Source organism: Pseudomonas sp. PSB18 (genome assembly GCF_014596565.1).
GTDB lineage: Bacteria > Pseudomonadota > Gammaproteobacteria > Pseudomonadales > Pseudomonadaceae > Aquipseudomonas.
Map to the genome: position 1 here is coordinate 17,544 of NZ_NOIN01000004.1, position 18,089 is coordinate 35,632.

Annotated in this window: 18 protein-coding genes and 1 pseudogene; 9 read left to right on the forward strand and 10 right to left on the reverse strand. The window is 63.4% G+C overall.

Annotated features, from left to right (window positions below):
• Positions 1 to 63 precede the first annotated feature (63 nt).
• Entirely contained in the window at positions 64 to 261 is a 198-nt protein-coding gene (locus CGA22_RS11120) for a heavy-metal-associated domain-containing protein (RefSeq protein ID WP_041022546.1), read from the reverse strand.
• Positions 262 to 410: 149 nt separating this feature from the next.
• Between CGA22_RS11120 and CGA22_RS11125 the strand changes: the two genes are divergently transcribed.
• The 3 genes from CGA22_RS11125 to cueR all read left to right on the forward strand — a co-directional run bounded on the left by CGA22_RS11125 (position 411) and on the right by cueR (position 3,795).
• Positions 411 to 794, forward strand: a complete 384-nt coding sequence (locus CGA22_RS11125) for a hypothetical protein (protein ID WP_041022545.1) — start codon at positions 411 to 413, stop codon at positions 792 to 794.
• Between the two features lie 197 nt (positions 795 to 991).
• Complete coding sequence (locus tag CGA22_RS11130; RefSeq protein ID WP_041022544.1) at positions 992 to 3,385, forward strand: heavy metal translocating P-type ATPase; 2,394 nt, start codon at positions 992 to 994, stop codon at positions 3,383 to 3,385.
• Complete coding sequence (cueR, locus tag CGA22_RS11135; protein ID WP_041022543.1) at positions 3,382 to 3,795, forward strand: Cu(I)-responsive transcriptional regulator; 414 nt, start codon at positions 3,382 to 3,384, stop codon at positions 3,793 to 3,795. Before CGA22_RS11130 ends, cueR begins: the two co-directional genes overlap by 4 nt.
• Positions 3,796 to 4,020: 225 nt before the next feature.
• Here the strand turns inward: cueR and CGA22_RS11140 are convergent, their stop codons facing one another.
• Together CGA22_RS11140 and CGA22_RS11145 are read right to left on the reverse strand one after the other, a co-directional pair.
• Positions 4,021 to 4,914, reverse strand: coding sequence for a PA4780 family RIO1-like protein kinase (locus CGA22_RS11140; protein WP_041022542.1), 894 nt, complete (start codon positions 4,912 to 4,914; stop codon positions 4,021 to 4,023).
• A gap of 225 nt (positions 4,915 to 5,139) precedes the next feature.
• Positions 5,140 to 5,931, reverse strand: a complete 792-nt coding sequence (locus CGA22_RS11145) for an AraC family transcriptional regulator (protein WP_041022541.1) — start codon at positions 5,929 to 5,931, stop codon at positions 5,140 to 5,142.
• A 79-nt stretch (positions 5,932 to 6,010) separates the two neighbouring features.
• On the opposite strand from CGA22_RS11145, the gene CGA22_RS11150 reads away from it, so the two are divergent.
• On the forward strand, positions 6,011 to 7,039 hold the full coding sequence (locus tag CGA22_RS11150) for a bile acid:sodium symporter family protein (protein ID WP_041022540.1): 1,029 nt from the start codon (positions 6,011 to 6,013) through the stop codon (positions 7,037 to 7,039).
• On the opposite strand, the gene CGA22_RS11155 is transcribed toward CGA22_RS11150, so the two are convergent.
• Positions 7,026 to 8,303 carry an acetyl-CoA C-acetyltransferase gene (locus tag CGA22_RS11155; protein ID WP_041022539.1) on the reverse strand — a complete coding sequence of 426 codons (1,278 nt, stop codon included), beginning with the start codon at positions 8,301 to 8,303 and terminating at the stop codon, positions 7,026 to 7,028. The two genes, CGA22_RS11150 and CGA22_RS11155, sit on opposite strands and share 14 nt — an antisense overlap.
• A gap of 147 nt (positions 8,304 to 8,450) precedes the next feature.
• Here CGA22_RS11155 and CGA22_RS11160 point away from each other — a divergent pair, with 147 nt between their 5' ends.
• Positions 8,451 to 9,803, forward strand: a complete 1,353-nt coding sequence (locus tag CGA22_RS11160) for a 3-oxoacyl-ACP reductase (protein ID WP_041022538.1) — start codon at positions 8,451 to 8,453, stop codon at positions 9,801 to 9,803.
• 2 nt (positions 9,804 to 9,805) lie between these two features.
• Positions 9,806 to 10,660, forward strand: a complete 855-nt coding sequence (locus CGA22_RS11165) for a MaoC/PaaZ C-terminal domain-containing protein (protein WP_041022537.1) — start codon at positions 9,806 to 9,808, stop codon at positions 10,658 to 10,660.
• Between the two features lie 74 nt (positions 10,661 to 10,734).
• On the opposite strand, the gene CGA22_RS11170 is transcribed toward CGA22_RS11165, so the two are convergent.
• From CGA22_RS11170 to CGA22_RS11185, 4 genes are read right to left on the reverse strand one after another with little or no spacing between them, the layout of a single operon-like run.
• Positions 10,735 to 11,289 carry a DUF4136 domain-containing protein gene (locus CGA22_RS11170; RefSeq protein ID WP_041022536.1) on the reverse strand — a complete coding sequence of 185 codons (555 nt, stop codon included), beginning with the start codon at positions 11,287 to 11,289 and terminating at the stop codon, positions 10,735 to 10,737.
• Between the two features lie 21 nt (positions 11,290 to 11,310).
• Positions 11,311 to 11,919 (reverse strand): DUF4136 domain-containing protein, encoded by a 609-nt coding sequence (locus CGA22_RS11175; RefSeq protein ID WP_041022535.1) that lies wholly within the window; start codon positions 11,917 to 11,919, stop codon positions 11,311 to 11,313.
• Positions 11,920 to 11,931: 12 nt separating this feature from the next.
• Entirely contained in the window at positions 11,932 to 12,681 is a 750-nt protein-coding gene (locus tag CGA22_RS11180) for a methyltransferase domain-containing protein (RefSeq protein WP_041022534.1), read from the reverse strand.
• Positions 12,678 to 12,983: a MazG-like family protein gene (locus tag CGA22_RS11185; protein ID WP_024780720.1), complete on the reverse strand. Its 306-nt coding sequence runs from the start codon at positions 12,981 to 12,983 to the stop codon at positions 12,678 to 12,680. Before CGA22_RS11185 ends, CGA22_RS11180 begins: the two co-directional genes overlap by 4 nt.
• Positions 12,984 to 13,146: 163 nt before the next feature.
• Between CGA22_RS11185 and CGA22_RS11190 the strand changes: the two genes are divergently transcribed.
• The 3 genes and pseudogenes from CGA22_RS11190 to CGA22_RS11200 all read left to right on the forward strand — a co-directional run bounded on the left by CGA22_RS11190 (position 13,147) and on the right by CGA22_RS11200 (position 15,910).
• Positions 13,147 to 13,440: a hypothetical protein gene (locus CGA22_RS11190; RefSeq protein WP_041022533.1), complete on the forward strand. Its 294-nt coding sequence runs from the start codon at positions 13,147 to 13,149 to the stop codon at positions 13,438 to 13,440.
• A gap of 558 nt (positions 13,441 to 13,998) precedes the next feature.
• Positions 13,999 to 14,318, forward strand: a pseudogene (locus tag CGA22_RS11195) (DUF6124 family protein).
• A 242-nt stretch (positions 14,319 to 14,560) separates the two neighbouring features.
• Entirely contained in the window at positions 14,561 to 15,910 is a 1,350-nt protein-coding gene (locus tag CGA22_RS11200; protein ID WP_041022532.1) for an MATE family efflux transporter, read from the forward strand.
• Between the two features lie 4 nt (positions 15,911 to 15,914).
• On the opposite strand, the gene CGA22_RS11205 is transcribed toward CGA22_RS11200, so the two are convergent.
• Together CGA22_RS11205 and CGA22_RS11210 are read right to left on the reverse strand one after the other, a co-directional pair.
• Positions 15,915 to 16,712, reverse strand: a complete 798-nt coding sequence (locus CGA22_RS11205) for a DUF4123 domain-containing protein (protein WP_041022563.1) — start codon at positions 16,710 to 16,712, stop codon at positions 15,915 to 15,917.
• Positions 16,709 to 18,019 (reverse strand): type VI secretion system Vgr family protein, encoded by a 1,311-nt coding sequence (locus tag CGA22_RS11210; RefSeq protein ID WP_041022531.1) that lies wholly within the window; start codon positions 18,017 to 18,019, stop codon positions 16,709 to 16,711. Before CGA22_RS11210 ends, CGA22_RS11205 begins: the two co-directional genes overlap by 4 nt.
• Positions 18,020 to 18,089 lie beyond the last annotated feature (70 nt).

Sequence of the window (18,089 nt, forward strand, 5' to 3'; positions counted from 1 at the left end):
GACAGTCTAGCCCTGCCGGGCGCTCTTGAACATTCCGATAGGTCGCTAACGATTAAAAAATATTCAGGCGGGGCTGACCTCGTAGCCTTCGTCCTGGATAACTTCGATCAGCGCGTTGGCCGGCAACGAACTCTGGACCCGGACGGTCTTGGCGCCCAGGTCGATTTGCACATCGGCCGCCGGATCCCTGGCCTGTACAGCCTGGGTGATAGCCTTGACGCAGTGACCGCAGGACATACCCTGGACATTGAACGTTTGCATCAGGTGACTCCTTGAGAATGGAAGTTGCCAGCAGTTTCAAGCTTGCCATCGTGGCAAGGTCAAGTTCTGATAAAAACTGCCGGGCTGGCAATTGCTGTCGCGCTCGGCCAAGCTGCCACTATCAAGGATTCCACACCGGAGGTTCGGCCATGCGCTGGTCAGCGTTCAGCCTGTTTTGCATGTTAGGTTTTTCAGCGATGGCCCCTCAGGCATCGGCCGCCGGCGAAGATTACGGTGTGCTGATCATTTCCCGGGAACGACTGGAAGTGTCGACGTCCTGCGAGATCGGCATCTACATCCAGGATCAGCTCACCGCCCGGCTCTTCCAGGAAGACAGCACCTCCTTCAACCTGCCTCCGGGCCAGTTCTCCTTGCGCCTGAAGCTGTTGCCTGGCCAGGCACCGGGTTGCAATCCGGGCATGCTCGCACCGGGTTCCCAGGAGATTACGATCAGGGCCGGTGACATCCTGAAATACCGTATCGCCATGAATGAACAAGGGATGTACCTCAAGCAGGCCGGGCTCGGTTACTGACCTCACCCGAATCCTTTGTGGGAGCGAGCCCTGCTCGCGATAGCGGTGTATCAGTTAAAAAAATGCTGACTGACAAACCGCCATCGCGAGCAGGGCTCGCTCCCACAAGGATCGGCGAAGGTCTTTTGGATTGGCGCTTGACCTTGCCAGCATGGCAAGGTTGATCCTGTAGTCATTCACTACAGGGAGCCCGAGCAATGTCCGAATCCACCACTTTCGACCTGCCGATTGCCGGCATGACCTGCGCCAGCTGCGCCGGGCGGGTCGAGCGGGCCTTGAGCAAAGTCGCCGGAACCCGTGCTGTCAGTGTGAACCTGGCGACCGAGCTGGCACGGGTCCAGGCCTCCGAACAGAGCCTGCCAGCCTTGATAGAGGCCGTTGAACAAGCGGGCTACCATGTTCCTGTCCAAGCCCTGGAACTGAGCATCGGGGGGATGACCTGCGCCTCGTGCGTGGGTCGAGTCGAACGCGCCTTGGGCAAAATTCCCGGCGTTCACAGCGTCAGCGTCAACCTCGCCAATGAGCGAGCCCACGTCGAACTGCTCGGACAGGTCGATCCGCAAATCCTGATCGATGCGGTGAAGCGCGCGGGTTACGAAGCCATCGTCTGGCAGGCCGAGCAGCCCCATGACACTCAGCCCCGTCACCTGAATCGCGAGCGCCTGATCCTGGTGTTGGCGATTCTGCTGTCCGTGCCCCTGGTGCTGCCGATGCTGCTGCAGCCGCTCGGGGTGCACTGGATGCTCCCGGCCTGGGCGCAGTTCGCCCTCGCGACACCCGTGCAATTCATCTTCGGTGCACGCTTTTATATCGCGGCCTTCAAAGCCGTGCGGGCGGGGGCCGGCAACATGGACCTGCTGGTGGCACTGGGCACCAGCGCCGGCTACGGCTTGAGCCTGTATGAATGGGTCATTGCCCGCCCCGGCAGCATGCCGCACCTGTATTTCGAAGCGTCGGCGGTGGTGATTGCCCTGGTCCTGCTGGGCAAATACCTGGAAAGCCGCGCCAAGCGCCAGACCGCCAGCGCCATTCGCGCCCTCGAAGCCTTGCGGCCGGAGCGGGCGGTCCAGGTGATCGACGGCGAGGAACGGGATGTCGCCATCAGCGCCCTGCGTGTGAACGACCTGGTGCTGGTCAAGCCCGGCGAACGCTTTCCGGTGGACGGCGAAGTGCTGGAGGGCCAGAGCCACGCCGACGAAGCGCTGATCAGCGGCGAGAGCCTGCCGGTGCCCAAACAGCCCGGCGACAAGGTCACCGGCGGCGCCATCAACGGCGAAGGTCGCCTGCTGGTGCGCACCCAGGCCCTCGGCGCCGAAACGGTCCTGGCGCGTATTATCCGCCTGGTGGAAGACGCCCAGGCGGCCAAGGCTCCGATCCAGAAACTGGTGGATAAGGTCAGCCAGGTCTTCGTGCCGGTGGTCCTGGTGTTGGCCTTGGCGACGCTGATCGGCTGGTGGTTGTCCGGTGCGCCGCTGGAAACCGCGCTGATCAACGCCGTCGCCGTGCTGGTGATCGCCTGCCCCTGCGCCCTGGGCCTGGCGACACCCACGGCGATCATGGCCGGCACGGGCGTGGCGGCGCGCCACGGGATCCTGATCAAGGACGCCGAAGCACTGGAACGCGCCCATGAAGTGGATACGGTGGTGTTCGACAAGACCGGGACCCTGACCTCCGGTACGCCGCGCATTGCTCATTCAAAAGCCCTGGACGGTGACGAAGCCAGGCTGTTGCAAATGGCGGGCGCCCTGCAACGCGGCAGCGAACACCCCCTCGCCAAAGCCGTGCTGGACGCCTGCGCCGAGCGTGGCCTGAACGTGCCGGATGTCAGCGACAGCCAGGCCCTGCCCGGACGTGGCATTGCCGGCAACCTTGATGGACGCCGCCTGGCCTTGGGCAATCGGCGCCTGCTGGACGAGTCGGGCCTGGACGCCGGCTCGCTGGCCGAATCAGCGCAGGCCTGGGAAACTGAAGGCCGGACTTTGTCCTGGCTGATCGAACAAGGCGCGACACCGCGGGTGCTCGGCCTGTTCGCCTTCGGCGACACCCTCAAGCCTGGCGCGCTCGCGACTGTGCAAGCTTTGGATGAGCGGCGCATCGCCAGCCATTTGCTCACAGGCGACAACCGCGGCAGCGCCCAAGTGGTGTCCCAGGCACTGGGGATCGTCAACGTGCACGCCGAAGTGCTACCGGGGGATAAGTCCGCCATTGTCCTGGAACTGAAGAAAAACGCCGTAGTGGCGATGGTCGGTGACGGTATCAACGACGCCCCGGCCCTGGCCGCCGCGGACATCGGCATCGCCATGGGCGGCGGCACTGACGTGGCGATGCACGCCGCCGGCATCACCCTCATGCGCGGCGACCCGCGACTGGTGCCGGCCGCACTGGACATCAGCCGCAAGACCTACGCCAAGATCCGTCAGAATCTGTTCTGGGCGTTCGTCTATAACCTGATCGGCATCCCGTTGGCGGCCTTCGGCCTGCTCAACCCGGTGCTGGCCGGCGCGGCCATGGCGCTGTCGAGCGTCAGCGTGGTGAGCAATGCGTTACTGTTGAAATTCTGGACCCCCGAGCATTTGGAGGACAAGCGATGAACATCGGCCAAGCGGCCCGCCAGAGCGGCCTGAGCGCGAAGATGATCAGGTACTACGAGTCCATTGGCCTGCTCAGGCCGGCCCATCGCACCGACAGTGGCTATCGGATCTATGGCACCGATGACCTGCATACCCTGGCCTTCATCAAGCGCTCCCGGGACCTGGGCTTTTCCCTGGAAGAGGTCGGCAAGCTGCTGACCCTCTGGCAGGACCGCCAACGGGCCAGCGCCGACGTCAAGGCCCTGGCCCGACAGCACATTGATGAACTGAACCAGAAAATCCGCGAACTGGCCGAACTGCGCGACACCCTTCAGGACCTGGTGGAACACTGCCACGGCGACCACCGCCCGGACTGCCCGATCCTCAAGGAACTGGCGTCGGGGTGTTGCAAGGAAACGTCTAGCGCCTGATACCCAGCTCCACAGGGGATTAGCGGTGAACACGGATGTTCTGTCCCCCCAGACCAGGGTGGGAGCGAGCCTGCTCGCGAAGACGGCGGCACATTCAACACCCATGCAAGCTGACCCACCGCTATCGCGAGCAGGCTCGCTCCCACAGGGGGTTGGTGGTGAGCATCGATGGCGTGCTCGCCCGAGATCTGCTCACAAAAAACCCGGCCAAGGCCGGGTTTCGGGTCATTGCATCCAGGGCGGAGGCGGTTCTTCGGTTTTGCCGGGGGGAGCGTCGTCCGCCGCGCGTACGGCCTGGCGACGTTCCTCGTCGAGGCGAGCGGCCTCGATTTCGCGCATGATCCCGCCGACATCCGCCAGCTCCTCCGGCTCGTCGAACTCACCGGTCAGCGCGCTGGCCGGGTGCAAGGTGCCAGCCTCATACAGAGCCCACATCTCCTTCGCATACCGGGTGCGCTTGAGCTCCGGTGCAAACCGGCCGAAGTAGGACGCCATGTTGCCCACGTCCCGCTCCAGCATGCTGAAGGCATGGTTGTTACCGGCGGCATCCACGGCCTGTGGCAGATCGATGATCACCGGCCCTGTCGGCGTGAGCAGCACGTTGAACTCCGACAGGTCTCCGTGCACCAGACCGGTACACAGCATCAGCACGATCTGGGAGATCAGGAACGCGTGGTATTCACGGGCCTGATCCGGCTCCAGCACCACATCGTTCAGGCGCGGCGCCGCATCGCCATACTCGTCGGCCACCAGCTCCATCAGCAGCACGCCCTCGAGGAAGTCGTACGGCTTGGGCACACGCACACCCGCGTTGGCCAGGCGGAACAGCGCCGCCACTTCGGCGTTCTGCCAGGCATCCTCGGTTTCCTTGCGCCCGAACTTCGAGCCCTTCGCCATGGCGCGAGCCTGGCGACTGTTGCGGACCTTGCGGCCTTCCTGATACTCGGCCGCCTGACGAAAACTTCGCTTGTTCGCCTCCTTGTAGACCTTGGCGCAACGCAGCTCATTGCCGCTGCGCACCACATAAACAGCTGCTTCTTTACCACTCATGAGAGGGCGCAGCACTTCGTCGACCAGACCGTCTTCGATCAGGGGTTCAATGCGTTTTGGAGTCTTCATCAGCTTTTATTCTGGGTCCTTTATGACCAAACACGCGAATGACAGCCGTTATACGGCAATCCTTCCTCCACGGGGAGGGGTTGCCGACCTATGAACCTTCGATGCACACACTGTGCCGATAATCGACCAAGCCGAATCATAGCTGACAGCCGCGACGCCGTTGGCATTTGGATGCGCCTGTATTTGCGACAAAATTTACGACGAACTGAAATCCGGTGAGCGGATTCAGGGCTTGAACAACTCCCCCGGCGTACACCCGAACATCCCCTTGAACGCCGCGATAAACGCCGACGTGGAATCGTACCCACACGACAACGCCGCGCCGGTCACGCTATCGCCCTCCTCCAGCAATCTCAGGGAGGACAGCAGCCGCATGCGCTGACGCCAGGCACGAAAGCTCAAGCCGGTTTCACGTTGGAACAGGCGCATCAGGGTTTTTTCCGATGTACCCATTCGCTCGGCCCACATTTGCAGGGTAACGTTGCGCTCAGGTTGTTCGATCAATTCGTTACACAACCCCAGCAGCCGGTCATGCCGTGGCAACGGCAGGGAGAAGCCCACTTCCGGCAACAGCGCCAACTGATCCAGCAATACCTGCACCAGCCGTGCCTCTCGCGTATCACCCTGGGGATAATCGGCCGGCCACTGACAAAACGCCTTGATCAATTCCCGGGCCAGCGGCGTGACCTCCAGCACCCGGCAGCGATCATCGGCCCATGGGCAACTGTCGCGGTGGATATACAAGCTGCGCATTTCCGCCCGCATCGATGTCACGACCTGATGCTCCAGGTCGGCCGGGATCCAGATCCCCCACTGTGGCGGCGCGAAAAAACTGCCGGCGGCGGTGTGCACGCCGAGAACGCCACTGATCGCGTAGGAAAACTGCACCCAGTCATGCCGATGGGCTTGGGTCCACGAACCGGCGCTCAAGCTTTCGACACGGGCATACAACGGCCTGGGCAGTTGCGCCAGGTCGGGAATACGACGTTCGAGCTGCAGGTGTCCGTTAGTCGGCATTGATTGGCCTTATGTCGCAAGACGACTGTCAGGGCCGACGTTAGGCTAAGTCACCTCTTCTGACAACCTGCGGTGCCCTATGGCTATTTTCAGACACCTCAAGCGCATGGTGACCGACTGGTTCCTGTGCGGCATGTTGCTCGCCACATTGCTGGCGTATTTCTTCCCGGGCTTTGGTGCCACCGGCGGCGCCATGCATGCCGAGTGGGTCGTCAATATCGGCATCTTCGTGGTGTTTTTCCTGCACGGGGTCAACCTGTCCGGCGAGCAGATCCGGCACGGCCTGAAGAACACCCGGCTGCACTTGATGGTGCAGGTGTTTACCTTCGGCGTGTTCCCCTTGATCTGGCTCGCCAGCAACAAGCTGCTGGGCAGTCATGTGCCGTCACTGCTGATGCTGGGGTTCTTTTACCTGTGCGCCCTGCCCTCGACCATTTCCTCCTCGGTGGCCCTCACCGGCAGTGCAGGGGGTAACGTGCCGGCGGCGATTCTCAACGCGAGCCTGTCCAGCGTGTTGGGGGTGTTCCTGACGCCGCTGCTGGTCAGTCTGGTGGTCGGTCGCGGCGATGGCGGTATCGACCTGGGTTCGACCTTGCTCGATCTGTGCCTGATGTTGCTGCTGCCGCTGGTACTCGGGCAGTTTCTGCGGCGCTGGCTGGCCGGTTTTTTCGGCCGCTACAAACGCTACACCAGCATCATCGACAAGCTGGTGATCCTGCTGCTGGTCTACGCAGCGTTCTGCAACTCCATGGTGTCCGGCATCTGGCAACAGCAAGGCAACGGCGTGCTGCTCAGTGCCGTACTCGGCAGTGCCGTGCTGCTGGCAATCATCCTCTGGATGACCACCCGCACCGCTCGAACCCTGCACTTCAACAATGCCGATGAAATCGCCGCGGTGTTCTGTGCCAGCAAGAAATCCCTCGCCGCCGGGGTGCCGATGGCGGCGCTGATCTTCGGCAACAACCCTGGCCTGGGGCTGATTCTGCTGCCGATCATGATCTACCACCCGATGCAGTTGATCGTCTGCTCGATCCTGGCCGAACGTTACGCCAGCCGCCGGCGAGCGTCGGTCACCCGGCAGGACGAAACGCTGCTCAACGCTCGATAATCGCCGTCACACCTTGGCCGGCGGCCGCGCAGATGGAAATCAGCCCCCGGCCCCGCCCTGCGGCGTCGAGCAACTTGGCGAGATTGGCAACGATACGCCCACCCGTGGCGGCAAACGGGTGACCGGCGGCCAGGGAGCTGCCTTTCACGTTCAACCGGCTGCGATCGATGGCGCCCAATGGCGCGTCGAGGCCCAGGCGGGTCTTGCAGTAGTCCGCATCCTCCCAGGCTTTGAGCGTGCATAGCACCTGGGCGGCGAAGGCCTCGTGGATCTCGTAGTAATCGAAGTCCTGCAGCGTCAGCCCGTTGCGCGCCAACAACCGGGGCACGGCATAGACCGGCGCCATCAGCAGTCCTTCGGCACCATTGACGAAATCCACCGCAGCGGTCTGGCCGTCCCGCAGGTACGCCAGGATCGGCAACCCTCGCGCCTTGGCCCATTCCTCACTGCCCAGCAACACCAACGAAGCGCCGTCGGTCAGTGGCGTGGAGTTGCCTGCGGTCATTGTGCCCTTGGCGCTTTTTTCGAAGGCCGGTTTGAGCGAAGCGAGCTTCTCCAGGGTCAGGTCCGGGCGCAGGTTGTTGTCCCGGGTCAGGCCGAGGAACGGTGTCATCAGATCGTTCTGCCAGCCTTCGGCGTAGGACGCCGCCATTTTCTGATGACTTTCCAGGGCCAGTTGGTCCTGTTCCTCCCGGGGAATCTGCCAGGTCTGGGCCATCAACTCGCAGTGCTGCCCCATGTTCAGGCCGGTGCGCGGCTCATTGATGCGCGGCAGTTCGGGGACCAGGTGTTGGGGGCGCAGTTGCAGGAATACCTTGAGTTTTTCGGCGGTGGTCTTGGCACGATTGGCTTGCAGCAGGATCCGGCGCAGTCCTTCGTTGACGGCGATGGGCGCGTCCGAGGTGGTGTCCACGCCGCCGGCTATCGCGCTGTCGATCTGGCCCAGGGCAATCTTGTTGGCCACCAGCAGCACGGTCTCCAGCCCCGTGCCGCAGGCCTGTTGCACGTCATAGGCCGGGGTGGTGGGTGACAGCCGCGAGCCGAGCACGCATTCACGGCTCAGGTTCATCTCCCGGGAATGCTTGAGCACCGCGCCGGCGGCCACTTCGCCGATGTGCAGGCCATGCAGGTTGTAGCGCTCGATCAGGCCCTCGAGGGCAGCCGTCAGCAGTGCCTGGTTGCTGGCAGTGGCATAAGCCCCGTTGGAACGGGCGAAAGGAATGCGGTTACCACCGATGATCGCGACGCGGCGTAGCTGTGTCATGAAGAACTCCCCGAGTAGGTTCCAATGCGCTGATGGTCCCGAAAACCAATATTGTCTGCGCACAAGCTTAGGCTTTATCTCGCCAATCGAACGACTGATTGCCGATCGTGGTCCACACTTGGGAGCTCATCCGCCGGAGTACGTTCCATGTCTGACCGTTATATCGACTTCGCCAATTCGCCCATTGGCCTGCGCCTGGTCGGAGCCCTTGGCCTACCATCGCCGGTTCGTCTGGAACGCTGGCAGGCCGGGCGGCTACGACCAATCGAGGGCGCGCTGCTGCTGGGCGGCGGGCCGCTGATCGAACCGATCGGCACGTTCGCCAAGCGCCTGACCGACGCGATCTTCGTCTACGGCGCCGAACCGACCCTGGCCACCGAGTGGATCCCCGGCCACGGCCCGAAAATCAAGGCTGTGGTGTACGACGCCAGCCATCTGGCCCAGGCCGACCAGCTCAAGCAACTGCGGGAATTTTTCCAACCACTGATGAAAAATCTCGACCGCAGCGCCCATGTGGTCATCCTCGGTCGCGCCCCGGAAAGTCTCACGGATCCCTTCGCCGCCAGTGCCCAGCGAGCGCTGGAGGGTTTCAGTCGCTCCCTGGCCAAGGAGCTGCGCCATGGCGGCACGTTGCAACTGTTGTACGTCGGTGACGGCGCCGAAACCCAGCTGGAGGGAGCCCTGCGGTTCTTCCTGTCGCCCAAGAGTGCCTTCGTTTCCGGGCAGGTCATTCGCCTCAATGCCTGCCAGACCCAGGTCCAGGACTGGACACGACCGCTCACCGGGCTCAAGGCACTGGTCACCGGCGCGGCCCGCGGGATTGGCGCCTCCATCGCCGAAACCCTGGCCCGTGACGGCGCCGACGTGATCCTGCTGGACGTCCCCCAGGCCAAGGCCGATCTCGACGCCCTCGCCGCACGCCTGGGCGGGCGCGCCGTGACCCTGGACATCTGCGCCGAAGACGCTGCAAGCCAGTTGATCGAACACCTGCCGGACGGCGTCGACATAGTGGTGCATAACGCCGGCATCACCCGGGACAAGACCCTCGCCAACATGACGCCGGAATTCTGGGACGCGGTGCTGGCGGTCAACCTCAACGCCCCCCAGGTGCTGACCAAGGCCCTGCTCGACAGCGGCACCCTGCGGGACAATGGCCGGGTTGTTCTATTGGCTTCGATCAGCGGCATCGCCGGCAATCGCGGCCAGACCAACTATGCCGCGAGCAAGGCCGGGTTGATCGGCCTGGCCCAGGCCTGGGCGCCGCTGTTGCAGGAGCGAGGCATCAGCATCAACGCCGTGGCCCCCGGCTTCATCGAGACCCGCATGACCGCCGAGATCCCTTTCGCCCTGCGCGAAGCCGGACGGCGCATGAGCTCACTGGGCCAGGGTGGCCTGCCCCAGGACGTCGCCGAAGCCGTGGCCTGGCTCGCGCAGCCGGGCACCGGGGCGGTCACCGGGCAGGCGCTGCGGGTCTGCGGACAAAGCCTTTTGGGAGCCTGACCATGACGATCCAATGGCATGAGGTCAGCAGTACGCCGAGTATGTCGGGGCTCTACGCGAAGGCCGCGACACGTCGCAAGATCACCGGCAAGACCTTGCCGGAGACTGGGTTGCGCCAGATGCTCCAGGTGGATCAGCAGCGCCTGGCGGCTTATCGCAAGGTCTGTGGTTTTGTCGACAACGGTCTGCTGCCACCGACCTATCCCCATGTGCTGGCGTTCGCCCTGCAGATGCAATTGCTCACTGCCCGGGACTTCCCGTTTCCGCTGCTGGGGTTGATCCACTTGAGCAACCGCATCCGCGTGCTCCGCCCCATGGGCGGCGTCAGCCAGGTACGGGCCAGTGTCAATGTCGAGCAGTTGCAGCCTCACCCCAAGGGCGCGGTGTTCAACCTCGTGACCCGTATCGAGGATCAACTGGGGCCGTTGTGGGAAGCCGAGAGCGAGATGCTCTGCAAAGGCGTGCAGCTTGACGGGGCGCTGGTAGAGCCACCACCGCAGATGACTCCGGCGTTGACCGAAGTCACGCGCTGGACAGCCCCTGCGGACATCGGCCGGCAATACGCCAAGGTGTCCGGCGACTACAACCCGATCCACCTGAGTGCCATCAGTGCGCGAATGTTCGGCTTCCCCACTGCCATCGCCCATGGCCTGTGGAACAAAGCCCGGACCCTGGCGGCACTGGACGATCACTTGCCCGAAGCCAACCTCGAAATCGCGGTGACCTTCAAGAAGCCGGTACGCCTGCCCAGCGAAGTGACCTTGCTGGCGAGCGCGGCGGGGTCCAGTGGGGATTTGCGGTTGGTGGGGTCCGGAGATCTGGAACACATGATAGGGAGCTGGCGGCCGATTGCCTGAGCCAGTCGGTGGGTCAGCCTGCACTTATGTCGAATGGGCCGCCGTCATCGCGAGCAGGCTCGCGATAGCGGTGGTCACCGCGGCGGATAGTTGGACAGGATACGCCCGACCGTCTCGCGCACCGCGTTGTCGCGATCAGCAGGGTTGGGCGAGCTGCTGAGCAGTTGCTCATCGCTGCCGCGCCAGACCAGCTTGCCGTCCTTGCCATCGAGCAAGTCGATCTGCACCGTGGCGACCTTGTAGCTGACGTTGCGGGTTTCGTTGTACATCGGCCCGCCCCAGTAACCATTCCAGGGCCCGCCCCAGCCGCCGCCATAGTTGGTGGTCACTTGTTGCTGGCGATCCTCGACGATCAGGTAGGCCTGGACCAGGACATCGCCGCGCCCACCGGCGGCAGGGCGCAGGCCGCGCTGGTCGAGTTGATCGGCCACGGCCTGACGGATCCGCTGTTCGGTCAGGTCACTCCTGATCCGCGGATCATCGGGACGGTACTGCAACGCCGGTTCTTTCCAGCTCCAGCTTCGATAGGCCGCAAAGTCGCGGCTGGTATCGAAATCATGATTGACCTGGTTGGTCGCACAGGCGCTGAGCAGCAGGGCAAAGCCCAGTAGAGCAAGACGACGGAACATCACGCTTCTCCTGTTGCGTAATCAACTGGGCGGATAGGCCGACATGGCTTTCTCCACCGCCTCACGAATGGCGTCGGTGTTATCGCCCGGCCTGCCGCGCTGAGAGGTCTCGGCGCTGGCACTCCATACCGGTTGGCCATTGCGGGCGTCGAACAGGTCGACGCGAACCACCACGACCTGCTCCTGATACGTGCGCACGACCGGCACGGTGTTGTACATGCCGTAGCCAGGACCGTAGCGGTTGTAGCCGCCGTAGTAGCCCGAATCATAATCTTCCCGAACCTGGCGCAGGCGGGTCTCCAGTCGCAGGTCGGCGCTGACGAACAGGTCGGCCGGTCGGTTGTCATGCAGCGGACGCAGGCCGCGCTGGTCCAGGGCGTTGCTCACCGCCTCGGCCACCTGAGCCGAGTCCGCCCACGCGGTACCCGCCGGCAGGCGTCCGTTGAGCCAGGCCCAACTGCGATAGCGCCCATAGTCACGAGGGGCTGCCGGGTAGGCACTGCGGTCGAACACCGTGGCGGCCTCGGGCGGGGCCGGCGGCAGCGGCCTGGAGGTAGCGACATAGGGGTTGGGACCCTGGCAGGCCGCCAGCCCCAGACATAACATCAGTAACCCTGTACGGCCTTGCATTTCGCTCTCCGATCAGAGGGGACGGCAGATCCAGTGCAGATAACGTCCCAGCCCGGCAAACGCGGGATGGCGACGGTGGGCCAGTTCCATGTCCAGCAACTGCGCCAGCTCTACCCGGCTCTGGAACTCTACCGGCATGTAGTCGTGAAAAACCCGCACGCCACTCTGGCTTTCGACCTGCCACACCCCCTCAAGTTGCGCCGCCAACTCGCGCGGATCAAGGGGTTGTTGCGGCGTCAGGCTCTGTTTTTCACCGGCCATGTCGTTGTTGCGCAGCTTGCGGAAATGCCCCTTGAGCAAGTTGCGATAAACCAGCGCGTCACGGTTGTAGAACGCCAGCGACAGCCAGCCGCCGGGCGCCGTAAGTTGATGCAGCACCGGCAGGATCGTGTGAGGCTCGGCCAGCCATTCCAGCACCGCGTGACACAGCACCAGGTCGTAAGGTTCGGTGAGCTGGCCTAGTAACTCCTGCCATGGCGCCTGGATGAAGGTGGCCTCCTGGCCGGCATCGACAAACCGTTGGCGGGCACCTTCGAGCATGGGCGCGGCCGGTTCCGCCAGGGTGACGTGGTGGCCGCGCTCGGCCAGCCACAACGACATATGGCCCAGGCCGGCGCCGATGTCGAGCACACGCAACGGGCGCTCCGGCAATACTTCGAGCAGATCGGCCTGGAGCACCGCCAGGCGGATCGCGCCCTTGGCCCCACCATAGATTTTTTCGGCAAAGCGCGTGGCCAGCTGATCGAAATGACGGTCGCTCATTGGCCGAACCGCCGCTCGCTGTCCGCCAGTTTGCTGCGTACCACCGCATCCATGTCCAACCCCAATTCGCTGCACAGCAGCAACAGGTACAAGACGATGTCACCGACCTCCTGCCCGGCGTGGGCGAGTTTGTCGGCCGGCAGCTGGCGCGACTGGTCCTCGGTCAACCACTGGAAAATCTCCACCAGCTCGGCCATCTCTACACTGGCGGCCATGGCGAGGTTCTTCGGGCTGTGGAATGGCCGCCAATCGTTGCGATCACGAATGGCGTGCAGGCGTTCAGTCAGTTCAACAAGGTTCATCGGGCTCTCCTGGATGCCCATAGCTTCCGGGGGATGACAGGGGAAGGCAAGCGTCTCGATACGAAGCGGCAATTTGCCTCATAATCGAACGATCGCGGCGCCAACAGCTCCTACAATCAGGAACCCAAGGCTCGACTCGATTCTCTTCCATCAGGATGCAAACATGCAGGTAGAAAGCTTTTTCGAATGGCTCGGCCAGGCACTCGGCTCGATAATCCGTTTCATCGTCGACCTGCTGAGCGGCCTGTTCAACACCCTGGCCAACGCCGGCGGCAACTTTGTCGACGGCCTGTCCCGGGCGCTGGGCATGGACACCTCGATCATCAGCATCATCGCGCTGATCCTCGGGCTGATGCTGCTGTACTCGGCAATCCGCGCCTTCATGCGCGCGTCGATTGTGCTGGGGATTATCTGGCTGGTGTTGGGGCTGTGGTTGTTGAGTTGGATCATTAACTAAGACTGAAATTGCTCTCACCACAAGTACCACGCCGGACATTGTGGCGAGGGGATTTATCCCCGCTCGCGTAGGAGCTGTCGAGTGAAACGAGGCTGCGATCTTTTGATCTTTCACTCGAAACTCAAGTGGCAGAGGAAAGATCGCAGCCTCGCTTCGCTCGACAGCTCCTACAGAGCCCCGCGGGGATAAATCCCCTCGCCACAAAAGCCCTCTGTTTATTCCATTCCTTCAGGTGTAGGTCCCGGCTACACCGCCTTGCGCCGCTGCCTACAACTACGCCAGAATCCGCCGGCTTGTGCGCCTTGGGGCCGGGTTTTATTGTTTCCCCGTCGCTGACAAATCAGCGATCGGGTTTAGCAGCTCGGATAACATCAAGGCACGCCAGTGTCGCCATCGGAACAGTCAATCCGCATCGGATTGTCAGCACTATGGCGGCTATGCGTGGGGCACTTCGGTGCGCCGGGTTCCTTGATGCCTGGTCTGCTAACCCGCGTATAGCTGCCACCCACCTCGTTTAGCAGCGACGGATGACGGCTCCACTCATCAAGGAGTTTCACCATGTTCAAGGTAACCCCCAACCCACCGACCACCGATCCCACCGACTCAACATCCTTCGACAACGCCGCCAAACGCGCCCTCGACTTCTACCTCAAGCCCGAACCGCCTGAAACCAAGTCAGACCCACTGTTCACCGTTGCAAACGGCATCGACACCGAATGCCTACTCGCCAACCTCAGCGAAACCCTGGCCTCGGCCAACGCCATGGCCGCTGATCTGGCCTTCGACCTCGACGGCTCGCGTCCCTGGGCATCCAGCAGTTGATCGAACTGAGCGGCTTACTGGCCAACCGGGCGCTGGACAACGTCGACCCACGCTAACCGAAACAACACATCACCTTTGTGGCGAGGGGATTTATCCCCGCTGGGCTGCACAGCAGCCCCAAAACCAGGCTCTGCGGCGCATCAGGTAAACCGCGTCAGCCGAGTTTACGACTGCTGCGCAGCCGAGCGGGGATAAATCCCCTCGCCACAATGAATTCGGAACATCCCGCGTGTTCGGCACGTACTGGAAACGATCACTCAGAGAACCCGCTACAATTGCGCTCCACCAAGGAGCCCCCATGTCCAACCTGCTCGCCGACTGGCGCGACCGTCTCACCCATCGTCGGGTCTGGGCGTTGGCTGCGCCGATGATTCTTTCGAACATTTCCGTGCCGCTGGTGGCGTTGGTGGACAGCACCGTCATCGGCCATTTGCCCCATGCCCATCAGTTGGGCGCGGTGGCGGTCGGGGCGAGTTTGTATACGGTGCTGGCCTGGGCCGTGGGGTTCCTGCGCATGGGCACCACCGGGTTCGCGGCCCAGGCGGCCGGGCGCGGTGATGGCGCGGCGTTGCGGCAAGTGTTGCTGCAAGGCCTGTTGCTGGCGATAGGGTTGGCTGTGGCGCTCGGAATCGTCGGGGTGCCATTGAGTAACGTAGCGTTGCATTTCATGCAGCCGTCCGCCGAGCTCAACCAGTTGACCCGGGACTTCTTCTACACACGGCTCTTCGGTCTTCCGGCGGCGCTGGCCAGTTATGCGCTGGTGGGCTGGTTTCTCGGGGCCCAGAATGCCCGGGCACCGTTGGCGATTTTGCTCACCACCAATCTGGTGAACATCGCCCTGAACCTGTGGTTCGTACTTGGCCTGGACTGGGGCGTGGCCGGCTCGGCCCGGGCCTCGGTGATCGCCGAGTGGACCGGGGCGCTGGTGGGCCTGGCCCTGGCCCACAAAACCCTACGGGCCTGGCCCGGACGGATTGTCTGGGCGACCCTGGGTCTATGGCAGAGCTGGCGGCCGCTGTTGGCGGTGAACCGGGACATTTTCATTCGCAGCCTGGCACTGCAATCGGTGTTTTTCCTGATCACCGTGCAAGGCGCGCGCCTGGGGGACGCAACCGTTGCAGCCAACGCACTGCTGCTCAACGGTCTGTTGCTGACGGCCCATGCCCTTGACGGCCTCGCCCATGCCGTCGAAGCGTTGTGCGGCCACGCCATTGGCGCCCACGACCGCCTGGCGCTGCGCCGCTCATTGGTGGTGGCCTGCGGTTGGTCGCTGATTGCAAGCATCGGGTTTGCGCTGTTGTTCCTGCTCGCCGGGCACCTGTTCATCGATATGCAGACCGACATCCCCGACGTGCGCGACACCGCGTACCGCTACCTGCCTTATCTCGCCGCCCTGCCGCTGATCGCAGTCTGGAGCTATGTGCTCGATGGCTTGTTCATCGGGGCCACCCGCGCCCGGGAGATGCGCAACGGCATGTTACTGACCCTGTTGCTGGTGCTGCCTTTTGCCTGGGCGCTACAAGGGCTGGGCAACCATGGGCTGTGGATCACCTTCCTGTTGTTCATGGCGTTGCGCAGCCTGACCCTTGGTGGTTTCGCCTGGCACCTGGATCGGCAGGACCGCTGGCTCGCAGTCCGCGCTGAGTGATGCTTTATTCTTCATCGCCTTGCCACAACCGCCGCAGGTGCTCGAGCCGCTCGCGCTGGGAACCGCCGGTCAACGCTGGCGTTGGTCGGGCGTCGGGATATTGCAGGCGCAGCCACAACCAGCCGTCGAGGACTTCCCGTTCGGTAAAACCCAGCGTCAAGCCTTGGTCCAGGCAGTCCCAGAGCGCGCGATAATCACGCCCGGTGGCACGGGCCCAATGCCAGGCATGGCGCTCCAGCAGGCATTGCTGCAACTTGTGCTGTTGTCGGTCGCTGAGGCTGTGCTCGTTCTCCAGCGGCGCCACGGGCAGCCCCGGGTTGGACAGTTGCTGCCAGCCCTGGCTGCCGATGGCCCGGTCGGCCCAGGTGCCGCCGAACCAGCGCAGCAGGCGAATGGGCCCCAGCCAGCAACTGAGTTCCCCGGGATCGCAGCCGTCGAAGAAATAGCTGGCGGTGTGGGGGTTGTAATAACTCAACAGCGCCTTGTAGTGAGGGCCCAGGGTCACCGTCAGCATGCGTCGCAAATGCGCCAGCAACTGCGCAGCCGGCGATTCGCTCACCAACAGCAGTCCCGGCCAGGCACCCGCGTCGACATGACACAAGCTGGCCAGCGCTGGCGATTGCTGCAAATCCACCAGCAGCGGACCGTGCTCCCTGATCCCATGCCATTCGGTGTCTTCGAACAAGGCAAAGCACTGCGCTTCGGCAAACTGCTCTTGTAGGCGCAGCGCCGCCTCGGGGACACCGGGTAGGTCGAGCAGCAGCCATTGCGGCGTTGATCCGGACAAGGTTGCAGCGCTCATGGCGCGGCACCCGCGTTGCGTCGCGTAACCAGCCGGCAGGTGCATATTGGTTGGTCACAGGCATTGAAGCTGCCACCTCCGGGCAGCAGGCAGAGCAACACCAGCGGCTCGGCCGCCTGAATCGCGGATAACAACGCCGGATCGGCTTCGGACGGCCTGGGGGTTTCGTGGATTGTCGAGTCCAAGGGCGCCGCATCGGCCAGTTCGACAGCCGCCGGCATATCAAGGAGCGCGCTGATCATGGGACGATCCGGGTCGCCCTCGCAAAAACTCACCAACACCTCGGTGCCCGCCCGGAAAGTGCCCATCGCGCAGGCGGCCAGCTCGGGCGCCAACGGCAGCCAACAATGACTGGGGGTGGCCCCCTCGCCCTGATAAACCCAATCGAGCTGCACCGCCACCCGCCCGGTCATCTGCAACGCCGGCTCGCCCACTTCCACCACCCAACCACGCTGCCGACCCGCCATGCGCGGCTTGGCGGGGAGCCCGGTCGCCACGAACGGCAACCCCCAGGGAACGGCCTGGAAATGGTTGCCATACCCCCAGGCATCAGCGCGATGTTCCACCTTCGTCAGCAGCCAACGCTGGTTCCAATCGCTAAAAGGATGGGCCGTCAGCGACAGTACCTGCCCACTGTACAGCCCCATCAGGTCACTGCTGCCTTGGGCGACCTGTTCCCCCGAGGCCGTGGTTTGCACACTGAAAGCCTGAACACCCGGAGCCGTCCCGTAGACAGCCTCGTCGACCGGAGAAAAGCCGCCCGCATTGTCGGCGAACACCAGGCAGTGCCCGTTCCGAGCCTGTTCGAAATAGAAGTGGATGCCGGCCTGGGCACACACCCGCTGGAGAAATTGCAGATCCGACTCGCGGTACTGGGTACAGAAATCCTGCGGGGGATACTCCCCCTTCAAATCCAGGCACAGCTGGCGGCCGCCGATGCCATGGCCCTTGAGTACCTGGCGGATAATCTGCGGCACCGTGCAATCACTCAGCACCCGCTGGCTGAAGCGTTGCGCGAGGCAGGCCAGCTTCGGCCCGATACGCAGGCGACAGCCGGTGTCGGGACGGTGCTGCACAAGCGCGTGGAGCTGCCCGTGGATGCCCCCGCCCGACGCCCCGAAACTCAACCAGACGTTGCGGTATAACAGGCCCGCCAGGTCCGGCGGCGTAGTGCCGGGCGACAACTCCAGCTCATAGGCAAAAGGTTCGCTGATGGCTTCGCTACCCAGGAAGGCCGACACGACAAAGGGTTCGGGCAGACCGGCTATCTCCAGACGAAATGATGACTCGTTGACTGGATCGGACATCGGCGTATCTCTACAGGAGGGGCGGCCGGGGATTCTCGCTGAGAGCCATGGCGGAGTAGAGAGCCCAAGT